Genomic DNA, 9,868 nt, shown 5'->3' with positions numbered 1-9,868 from the left:
CGGGGAACGCCGACCCGGTGTCCATTCTGCCGCGGGCAAGGTCGGCAGCTGCGTTGCGATCAGGCACCGCAGACAACCGGCAGGGCCGCGTTGAGGTAAGGGAGGGTTGCCGAAGCCATCCGGTTGCGCCGCCAGGGGTGTACCCTCAAAGAAATCGGGGACGCGCTTGGAATGTCTACCTCTTGGGCCCAGATCGCCACCCAGGGCACCAAGCGCGGACGACCGGGATAAAGCGCGCACGCGCTCTCGCTGTCGGAACCCCTTCAAGCGCGTGGTGCGCAATCTGTGCCGGGGGCGCAGAAGCTCGCGAGCGCGGTCTGGGCTCTTATCGGTTGTGCGGTTGGGAGTCCCAGAGGGTGTTGATGGGGGCGAACCAGAGGCGGTCCCCGACCCGGTGGCAGTGGGGACCCGTGTGCAGCAGCACCCCGATACGGAACAGGCCCGGAGCGGTGCGGTCGAGGCGGTCCCGCAGCCAGAGAAGCCGCTTGAGGTGGTTTTCGCCGGGGTTGCCGGTGGCCTTGACCTCGACGGCCGCCAGCGCGCCGTCGGCGCGCTCGAGCATGATGTCGACTTCGTGGCCGTCGTAGTCGCGCAGGTGGTAGATGCGCGCGCCAGCCGACTCGGCGGTCTGGCGTGCCAGCTCATTGGCCACGAACGACTCCAGCAGCGGGCCGGTAATCGTCGAGGCGGGCGATGCCAGCGCTTCGGCGCTGACGCCCAGCAACGCCGCGGCCATACCGGTATCGGCGAAGTGCGACTTGGGCCGTCGGACGGCACGGGAGGCGTGCTTGCGCGACCACGCGGGCACCGAATTGACCATGAACACAGTGGTGAGCCATGCGAAGTAGTGGCTGAACGTGGACCGGTCGATGCCGAGCTGCCGGCAGGCTGATTCGGCATTGAGCTCGGCTGCGGTGTTCGCCGCCAGCCACAGCACCAGATCGACGAGCGCCTCGGCCCGGCGGATGTCGCCGAGGTCGGCGACGTCGCGCTGGGTGACCGTTTCGAGATAGCTGTGGTACCAGCCTTGACGCTGCTCGGGCCTCAGCGACACCGCTTCGGGAAAACCCCCGCGGCACAGGCGCTGCATGTAGTGCTCTCGGTTTTCGATCTTGTGTGGCGCTTCGACGTTGCAGCCGTCGAACCATTTGGCGAGGTCGATCAGGGCGCGGCCACCGAGTTCTGCTTGGGTAAGGGGGAACAGCCGTAGAATACGGGCCCGTCCAGCCAAGGATTCGCTGATTGTCGGCACCGTCAAGAAATTCGTGGAGCCGGTCAGCAAGAACCGGCCCCGCTCGCCGGAGTCGTCGACGAGACGCTTGACGGCCCGCACAATACGGTCGCCGCCGAGCTGTACCTCGTCGATCACGGCAGGCGCCCGTAGACCAGACAGGTATTCCAACGGGTCGTCGAGCGCTGCAAGCCGGCTCGCGTCGTCGTCTAGCGTCACATACGAGCCACCCCGCCGCTGCGCCACCTGGCGTGCCAGCGTGGTCTTCCCCGATTGGCGCGCTCCATGCAGAACAACGACCCGAGAGGCCTCCAGCGAGTCGCCGAGCATCGGCTCCACATGGCGCCTGACGTACTCCACAACCCGGAGACTATCCGCTAACCGCAAGAATTATGGTAGCCAAACCCCAGTTGTTACGATCCAGTGACCCAAGAATCTTCGGGACCAGCGCGCAACTCCAAGACCGCAAAGATCTAGCCTCTTTGAGGATAACAAGGGCCGAATCCCGACCACAACAGCTCTGCCAGCAGAGCTCGGACGCGGGCTGGCCCGGCCCCCCCTCAAAAGGGCCCGGCCCGGCCCGCGCCCGGGCTGCACCGCCGAAGACTGTTGCCACCCGAGTTCAGCCCCAGATAGCCTGGTACCAAGCTTCCCCCCTGAACAACCCTCCATCCAGAGAGGGAGAATGCTATGAACGCCGCAATTGTGAGCACCGTTATCGGTGTGGTGGGAACTGGCCTGATCGGCATGTTCTACATGCAGCTCCAGAACCTGCGGGACGACCTGAAGCAAGGCTTCCGAGACCAGGGCAATTCAATAAAGGGCCAGGGTGAGCGCTTGGCCCGCATCGAGGCGACTGCCAAGGACCAGGGTGAGCGCCTGGCCCGCATCGAGGCGACTGCCAAGGACCAGGATGAGCGCCTGGCCCGCATCGAGGTCAAGCTCGACATCGACCCACCCGCCGAGGCCGCCTAGCGGCACACTGTCTTGTACTGGCATGCTTCCCGGCTCCAGCGACAAGCTCCAGAGCACGATGAGCGCCTATCCGCACTTCGATGCTCCTGATCTCTCAGGGTTCAACAACCTGAAGCTGACCTTCCGGCTGCATATGGCGGTCTCTCAGCTAGACCACACCACCAATACCACACCGAGACCGGCCCTCCCCAAAAAGAGGCCGGGCCGGGCCCGCGCCCGGGCTGCTAGGTTGGTGTCGAATCTTCCCCCTCTTCGACCCTCTTAGAGGAAGAATCAAATGAACACTGCAATCTTGAGTTCGGTGATCGGCGGTTCTGCTGTACTGCTTGCCTCGGTGATTGGTGTCCTCTTTGCCCATTTCCTCACGATTCAAAGAGAGAGCCAGCAGAAGATTGACGGACAATTCGATGTCCTGACCGGCGCGATCAAGGATTTGGACACCAAGTTCACCGGCGCGATCAAGGATCTGGACACCAAGTTCACCGGCGCCATCAAGGATCTGGAGATCAGGCTCACCAACAAGTTCACCAGCCAATTCAAGGAACACGGCGAGCGCCTGGCCCGCATCGAGGCGACTGCCAAGGACCAGGATGAGCGCCTGGCCCGCATCGAGGTCAAGCTCGACATCGACCCACCCGCCGAGGCCGCCTAGCGGCTCTGCTAGAGAATTGCCTAATTCAGGCGAGTTTGTGAGAAAATATGTTCGGAGGGCGGAACCTATATTGAGAAGGACCGCTTTGTGTTGCACAAAATCTCAATGTCGGCCATCGCCGCGCTGTGTTGTGCTGTGTTGTCGTGTTCGTCGTCGGCATCGGCGCAGAGCTACAACCTGCTGGCGCCTGTTGCCATAGCCACCCTCGAGGTGACCACCGAGGCCACCGACACCACCCCGGCCATCGTCACCCTCGACGGCTCCGACAGCTTCGATCCGGATGCGGGCGGGCGCATCGTCAAATACGAGTGGGAGGTGTTCACTGAGGCGTACCAGTGGATCGAGTTGAACCAGCAGAGTCCCCAGTCGCCCACCGCCACCTTCGAAGTTCCAGTGGCCAAGCTGATCGAGCGCTTCGGCTGGACGATCGAGTTCCGTCTGACCGTCACCGACAGCGGCCGGCCCGCGGCCACCGACCGTGACACGGTGAAGCTGCGCATCAACCGCCCGCCGGAGATCAACATCCAGGTCACCGCCAACCTCGCCGACCCCGACGAGAAGCCCGACCACGACGACAACCGCAACGGGCTGGTGGACGAGAACGAGGAGCGGTATCCCTTCGACGGAGTAGTGAGCGGCCCCGGAGAGAACGGCAATGCCGAAAACGAGTGGTACATCCGGGCCGCCACTTTGCTGGTGTTGGACGCCTCGGCCAGCAGCGATCCCGATAGCGAGCTGGCCGACGAGGCATTTCGCTGGGAGCGCCTGTTGGCCAGGGGCGCCGCGTCGGTGACCGATTCGCTGCCCGGCGACACCGAGGGCAAGAGGATGCTGAGCACTGACGGAGACCCCAACACCCCGGGCACCCGCAGTTCAGAGACGGTGGCCCGACTGCCCTTCGTGCGCGGGGTGGGTACGCAACCCCATCTGGTGTACTACCGGCTGACGGTTACCGATGAGGACGGGGCGAGCGCTCGCCAGATCGTCAAGATCGTGATATCAGACTTCCACGACAATCCCGAATTGGAGATCGCCTACCCAGAGTCCGACCCCGATGCTGCCGCCGAAGCCGACCGGCGTGCCGGAGTGCTCGCCGCGGGCGAAGACCGCTATGTGGTCAACCCGGAGGCCGCCCAAGAGGGCATCGAGCTGACGGCCACCGGGGAAGGCGATGGTGCCACCCGAACCAACTCGCTGGTCCACACCTGGTCGGGACCCGGCGTCGCCCCCCGCGAGTCCAATCAGCCCGGTGCGCAGTCGAGAGCCGAGTTCAAAGCACCCGCTGGCACTAAGGAGGGCGCAGTGTTCTCAGTGCAAGTCGAGGTGGCCGACCCTGATGGTCTTCGCGCCGCGTCCTTCGTGGAGCTGGTGGTGGCCGACACCCGAGCCCCTACTGCCACCGCGCCTGACGATATCGAGACGTCCGACGGTGCCAGCGGCGGCTTTCCCGAGTCTGATCCGCCCACCGGGGTGGTGGAACTGAGGGGGATCGGATTCGATCCCGACGGCGATGAGCTCGCCTATAGCTGGGAGCAGGTGCTGAACGAAGCAGGCGAGGAGCTGGGTCGGGATTTTCGCGGTTCGATACTTTTGCTGGCTGGCTCTGATACCCCCGTGGCCTCCTTCAAGCTTCCCGAGGTGGCACGGGGCGGTGCCGAGGATGTGTTTGTGCAGCTTACTGTGACCGACCGGTGGGGCGTGGTGGACACCGACGTGGTGAAGATCACCATGAGCGACAGCGGCGACGACTTCGAGGCCCAGGCCGGGCTCAACCAGGATGTAGCGCCGGGCAGCTTTGTGAGGCTTAGCGGCGGCTTCGGCTCCGGGCCGGCGAGCGCCGCCGCAGCCGATGATGTCACCCTTCGGTGGGTGTACAAGGGAATCGAGACCCATCCGCGCATCGGGCAGCGGGTCCCGCTGTCCAAAGGCGAGATCGAGCAGGGGTTTGCGCCCGGCGAGTGGCTTCCCGACGACGATGGGCGGTATCACCCGACCGCAGGCGGCCGGCTGAAGAATGCCGACCAACGGTTCGCCTACTTCGACGCCCCTGAGTTAAGCGACTTCAACAGCGCGACTTTGGTGTTCGAGTTCATAGCCGGCTACGACTCCGACGGCGAAAAGCGCGCCGACACAGTGGTGATAACCGTGGCCGACCGTTCGGGCACCGGATTCTTCTCAGGAGTGGTCAAGGGTCCCCACCACTGCCTCAACCTCAGCCTCGGCGGTCCGCTCACCTACCCCTTTGACAGCGATGGCGACGGCGTGGCCGACACCTGTTCGCTGGACACCACCCGCCGGGCCACGGTGGCCCGCCAGAACGCTCTGGAGCAGCTTGCCGTCCTGAATCCTGACGACTTCACCGTGGCCCTGCTCGGTTCGCCCGATGATCCCAAGACCCAAGATGTGGACGAATCCGCCATCGGCGCCTGTGACACCGCGCCCGAAGATCTGGGCGATACCGGTGAAGATCTGGCCAGAGACCTGTGCGCCCGTTACGCCCGCAGCACCACTGCAACGCGCACCGAACTGATACCGTCCGCCCTCACAAATGCGTGGCAGGTACGAGAGTTCTATTCGGGAGTCATCAACAGCGCGCAGTTCTGCACGAACTACAGCTTGGGCGACGTTCGGCTCTATCCCTTCGACTCCGACGACGACGGCGTGGCCGATGTGTGCTCACTGGCCACCACCCGACGCGAGGCGGTAGCCCGCCAACAGGCCCTGGAGAGCTTCATCGTGAACTTCTCCGCTGCCGAGCTGACCAGGCACGACGAGCTGGTTGACTTGCTAGAGCTTCGCGGAGTTGGCTCACCAACTCAGGCACAGACTGATCGTCTCGCCGCACTCAATACGAAACACGCTTCCGAGTTCGATGACGCTTCCGCAAGCGGAACTATCGACTCAAACGCCGAAGCCGCACTGGTGCAAGCAGCGATTGATGCTCTAGCAGCCAAGTCGGCTGACGCCATCCGCTACAGCAACGCTGTGGACGCAGCGTGTCGGGCACTTGGCTCCCAGGACTTCGGCGATGCGCCCAGCGCTTTGGCCCGGGATGCCTGCGCTCCGAAGTCTGGCCCCACAGGACAGCCTCTGAGCTAACCCAAAATCTGGATCCATGATGAGGCCGCCTAGCGGTACAATCCAAGGTCCGTGGGCAAGTCATGGATCTTCGCAGTGGCGGCGCTGATTGCCGGATTGCTGGTTTGGGCTGTACCCAGTTCCGCCGGGCCAGCCCATGTGTCGGGTCCTATCCCCGGTCCTGACTACTGCACCAACCTGAGCTTGGGCGGCCCTCGGACCTACGCGTTCGACAGCAACGGCGACGGCATCGCCGACACCTGCTCGCTGCGCGACACCCGTCGGGCCACCGTCGCCCGCCAGAATGCCCTGGAGACGCTGGCGGGCTTGAACCCTGTCGAATTCCGGACTGCGGTGCTCGAGGAGTGCGAAGACGAGGACTTCCTGGAAATCAAATTCGGCGATAGTGCTGCCGACCTGGAGAACGACGTGTGCGCAACCGAGCGGGTGAGTTCGCCCCCGCCGCCCGTCGACCCCGCCATCGCGGCAACATTCTTCTCCGGGGTCATCGACGGACCCCACTTCTGCACCAACCGGAGCCTGGGCGGTGCCCGCACCTATCCCTTCGACAGTCCGCCCCGAGACGGGGCGGCCGACACCTGTTCGCTGCCCTACACCCGCCGCGAGGCCGTGGCCCGCCAGCGGGGGTTGGAGGCCGCCTTCGCCGAACATCCCCAGTTCAAGAACGCCCTGGCCTATGCCTGTGCCGTTCTCGGCTCCATTGATTTCGGTGACAAAGAAGAACACCTGGCCGTGGACGCCTGCAACCCCCCACCTGATCCCTCGGACCTCGGCCAACCCCTGCCCACTGCTACCAACTGAGAATCCCGCGTCGGTCCCAGCGCATTCCCGATCTCTTGGAGAGTTCGGCCTTGCCGACGCAAACGGACGGCTTCGGCGACCCTCTCGTCCCTGGAGGCAACCCTGCCGGTGATTTGCGGGGTCGGATCGTCCAAGACCAAGCCGAGCGTCTCGGATTGCTCTGCACCAGCCTTGAAGATGTCCAGAATGTCAGGAGCCTCGAATAGGTCGCGCCCCCGTTGCTTTCCCCGCAGTGGATGGTGTAGCGGCCCACAACCTCATGCTACCCCGCCCATTAAGTGAGAAAATTGGAAATAATTTTCTCACTTCTGGGCGCGAGCCCTCCATTTAAGGAGCACGGTGAGCGCTTGGCTCGAATTGAGGCCAAGCTCGACATCAACCCCCCTACCGAGGTTGCCTAGCCTCGCGCCATCAGGCCAGCCGCCGGCGGGTGCGCAAGGATCCCGTACGAGTGTATTTTATTTTGTGATACACTATGGTCGTGGCTCATGCTGTATCGGTTCGGCTCGATGATGAGGCCGTCGGGGCTCTGAATCGACTCACTTCCACCGGGCTATCCCAGTCGGAGGCGGTTCGGAGCGCACTGATTCGAACGGCGAATCGTCTGTACGACATGGACTCACTGTCAGCTGAAGCGAAGGCGCTCGAGGCCGATGAAGCAGACCGGGCCGAGATGCTCGCCGTGGCAGAGCTGATGGAGGGCTTGCGTGCAGAGAGGTGATGTCTACCGCCTTCGCATCCCCAAAGGAATCGGACACGAGCAACAGGGAGAGAGATTTGGCGTGGTCGTGCAGTCGGACGCCTTGTTGCCTCGCTCGGTTGTGCTGGTTGCGCCGACCTCGACGAGCGCTCGGCCTGCGTCCTTTCGCCCTGAAGTCCTAGTGGGCAGATCATCTACCAGGGTTTTGGTCGAGCAGGTCGGCGCGGTCGATTCGGGCCGGCTGGACGACCTAGTTGGCCGGCTCACCCCCGAAGAGCAATGGGGCGTGGACACCGCCCTAGCGGTTGTGCTGGGCTTGAATTAGAGGCTGTAGCCACCCGGACATCGCGCCCATCAGAGTGAGCGCTGCACTGTGAAAGCAGCACCGCACTAGGCGGTGCGGGCCATGTTGGCGAAGCGGGTGTAGTGCTGCTGGAAGGCCAGGCGGGTCTTGCCGGTGGGGCCGTTGCGGTGCTTGGTCAATAGCACCTCGGCGGTGCCCTGATCGGCGGTCTCGGGGTTGTAGAGCTCGTCTCGGTACAAGAAGATCACCAAGTCGGCATCCTGTTCGATGGAGCCCGACTCCCGCAGGTCGGCCAGGATGGGGCGCTTGTCTTGGCGCTGTTCCAGGTTGCGGGACAGCTGGGAGAGCGCCACCACCGGGCATTGCAGCTCCCGGGCCAAAATCTTGAGCCCCCGGCTGATTTCCGACACCTCTACTTGGCGGTTCTCGGCGGTGTGGCGCCCGGTCATCAGCTGGAGGTAGTCGACCACCACCATGCCCAATTCGCCCACTTGGCTGCGCAGCCGCCGCGACTTGCCCCTGATCTCCATGATGGTCACCGCCGGGTTGTCGTCCACCCAGATGGGGGCCTCCGACAGCCTTCCGATGGCGGTTGACAGATCAGACCAGTCTTGGTCGGTGAGCTTGCCGGTGCGTACCCGGGAGGCGTCCACCCGGGCCTCTGAGCACAGAATCCGCTGGCTGATCTCCAGCTGGCTCATCTCCAGCGAGAACACCAGCACCGGCTTGTTGGCCCGCATGGCGGCATGGGCCGCCATGCCCAGGGCGAAGCTGGTCTTGCCCACCGACGGGCGGGCGCCCACCACCACCAGGGTGTTGGGTTGCAGCCCGCTGGTGATCTCGTCGAGGTCGTTGTAGCCGGTGGGGGTGCCGGTGACGATATCGCCCTGGTCGTAGAGCTTCTCGATGCGCTCCAAGTTGGCCGGCAACAGCTCGGAAATGCGGGCGGTGGAGTCGCCCATGCGGTCGGCGGCCAGCCGGTACACCATGGCCTCGGCCGAGTCCACCGTTTTGACCACGTCGTCGCCGCCCTCGTAGCCCAGCTCGGAGATCTCCCCGCCGATCTCGATCAGCTTTCGCAGGGTGGCCGCCTCGTGGACGATGTTGGCGTACTTGGCCGCATTGGCCGACGCCGGGGTGCCGGTCTGGAGCTTCACCAGCGCGGCGTTGCCCCCCACCTTGTCGGCCAGGCCCCTCCGGTTCAGCTCGGCGGCCACTGTCACCGCGTCGGCCGGTTCCCCCTCGGCATACAGCGAACACACCGCCTCGTACACATGGGCGTGGGCCGGGCGGTAGAAGTGCTCGGGGCGGATCAGGTTCACCGCGTCGGCGATGGCGTCGCGGTTGAGGAGCATGGCGCCCAGCAGCGCCTCCTCGGCGTCGAGGTCGTGGGGCGGCACGCGCCCCAAGCGCCCCGGAGGCGGAGATCCGCCGTCGTCGGAATAGTTGAATGGATCGCTCACAAGCTGTACCTATTGTCCCGATGGCGGTGACAACTTGGTTGGCCGACCGCATTCCACGACTGCCTACTGTGGCAAACGACCCATGTGGGACGCTAGGGGAAGCCCTGTTGAAATAGGTGAATAACCTGGGGATTTGCCGAGAACGGGCATTTCCGGGGCTATTCGGCGGCGACTACCTCGACGGTGATGGGGAATTCCACCTCGGGATGGGGCTTGGCCGTCACCGTGTGGCTGCCCAACTCTTTGATTCCCTCGGCGTCGATGGCCTTGCGCTCAAGCATGATGTTGGCCTGCTCGGCCACCGCCCGCACGATGTCGGCGGTGGTGACCGAGCCGAACAGCTTGCCCTCGCCTCCGGCCCGAGCGGCGATGTGGATGGTGGCGGACACCAGCCTGGAGGCCATCTCCTGGGCCTCGGCCAGCTCTTTGGCGTCTTTCAGCTCGCGGGCCTGGCGCATGCGCTCGGCCTGGCTCTCGGCACCCGGCGACGACTTGAACGCTTTGCCGGCCGGGATCAGAAAGTTGCGGGCGTAGCCGTCGGCCACCTCCACCACGTCGCCCTTTTTGCCCAGGGCATCCACGTTGTCGCGCAGTACCACCTTCATGACGCCGGCTCCTCGTCGCCCGCCTCTTCGGCGGCAGC

At 64.4% G+C, this 9,868-nt stretch carries 9 protein-coding genes; 6 read left to right on the top strand and 3 right to left on the bottom strand.

Annotated features, from left to right (window positions below; all coding sequences use genetic code 11):
- Positions 1 to 325 precede the first annotated feature (325 nt).
- Positions 326 to 1,591 carry an ATP-binding protein gene (locus OXG30_04545; protein MCY4134168.1) on the bottom strand — a complete coding sequence of 422 codons (1,266 nt, stop codon included), beginning with the start codon at positions 1,589 to 1,591 and terminating at the stop codon, positions 326 to 328.
- A 330-nt stretch (positions 1,592 to 1,921) separates the two neighbouring features.
- Here OXG30_04545 and OXG30_04540 point away from each other — a divergent pair, with 330 nt between their 5' ends.
- The 6 genes from OXG30_04540 to OXG30_04515 all read left to right on the top strand — a co-directional run bounded on the left by OXG30_04540 (position 1,922) and on the right by OXG30_04515 (position 7,783).
- Positions 1,922 to 2,206, top strand: coding sequence for a hypothetical protein (locus OXG30_04540; GenBank protein ID MCY4134167.1), 285 nt, complete (start codon positions 1,922 to 1,924; stop codon positions 2,204 to 2,206).
- Between the two features lie 292 nt (positions 2,207 to 2,498).
- Positions 2,499 to 2,858: a hypothetical protein gene (locus OXG30_04535; GenBank protein ID MCY4134166.1), complete on the top strand. Its 360-nt coding sequence runs from the start codon at positions 2,499 to 2,501 to the stop codon at positions 2,856 to 2,858.
- An 87-nt stretch (positions 2,859 to 2,945) separates the two neighbouring features.
- Entirely contained in the window at positions 2,946 to 5,957 is a 3,012-nt protein-coding gene (locus OXG30_04530) for a hypothetical protein (protein ID MCY4134165.1), read from the top strand.
- A 51-nt stretch (positions 5,958 to 6,008) separates the two neighbouring features.
- Entirely contained in the window at positions 6,009 to 6,758 is a 750-nt protein-coding gene (locus tag OXG30_04525) for a hypothetical protein (GenBank protein MCY4134164.1), read from the top strand.
- 481 nt (positions 6,759 to 7,239) lie between these two features.
- Positions 7,240 to 7,479, top strand: coding sequence for a hypothetical protein (locus OXG30_04520; protein ID MCY4134163.1), 240 nt, complete (start codon positions 7,240 to 7,242; stop codon positions 7,477 to 7,479).
- The gene (locus OXG30_04515; GenBank protein ID MCY4134162.1) at positions 7,466 to 7,783 is read left to right on the top strand and encodes a type II toxin-antitoxin system PemK/MazF family toxin; all 318 of its coding nucleotides are present in this window, start codon (positions 7,466 to 7,468) and stop codon (positions 7,781 to 7,783) included. The genes OXG30_04520 and OXG30_04515 overlap by 14 nt, the downstream gene beginning before the upstream one ends.
- Before the next feature lie 65 nt (positions 7,784 to 7,848).
- Here OXG30_04515 and dnaB read toward each other — a convergent pair whose 3' ends face one another.
- Both dnaB and rplI read right to left on the bottom strand, forming a co-directional pair.
- A complete protein-coding gene (dnaB, locus tag OXG30_04510) occupies positions 7,849 to 9,225 on the bottom strand; it encodes a replicative DNA helicase (GenBank protein ID MCY4134161.1) in 1,377 nt (458 codons plus the stop codon).
- A 158-nt stretch (positions 9,226 to 9,383) separates the two neighbouring features.
- Positions 9,384 to 9,868 (bottom strand): 50S ribosomal protein L9 (rplI, locus tag OXG30_04505; GenBank protein MCY4134160.1); only part of this gene is annotated, 485 nt, incomplete at its 5' end.

This window comes from bacterium, from assembly GCA_026708015.1.
Taxonomy (GTDB): domain Bacteria; phylum Actinomycetota; class Acidimicrobiia; order Acidimicrobiales; family Bin134; genus Poriferisocius.
The sequence above is the reverse complement of the archived record's forward strand: the minus strand, read 5'-3'. Positions and strand labels throughout refer to the sequence as shown.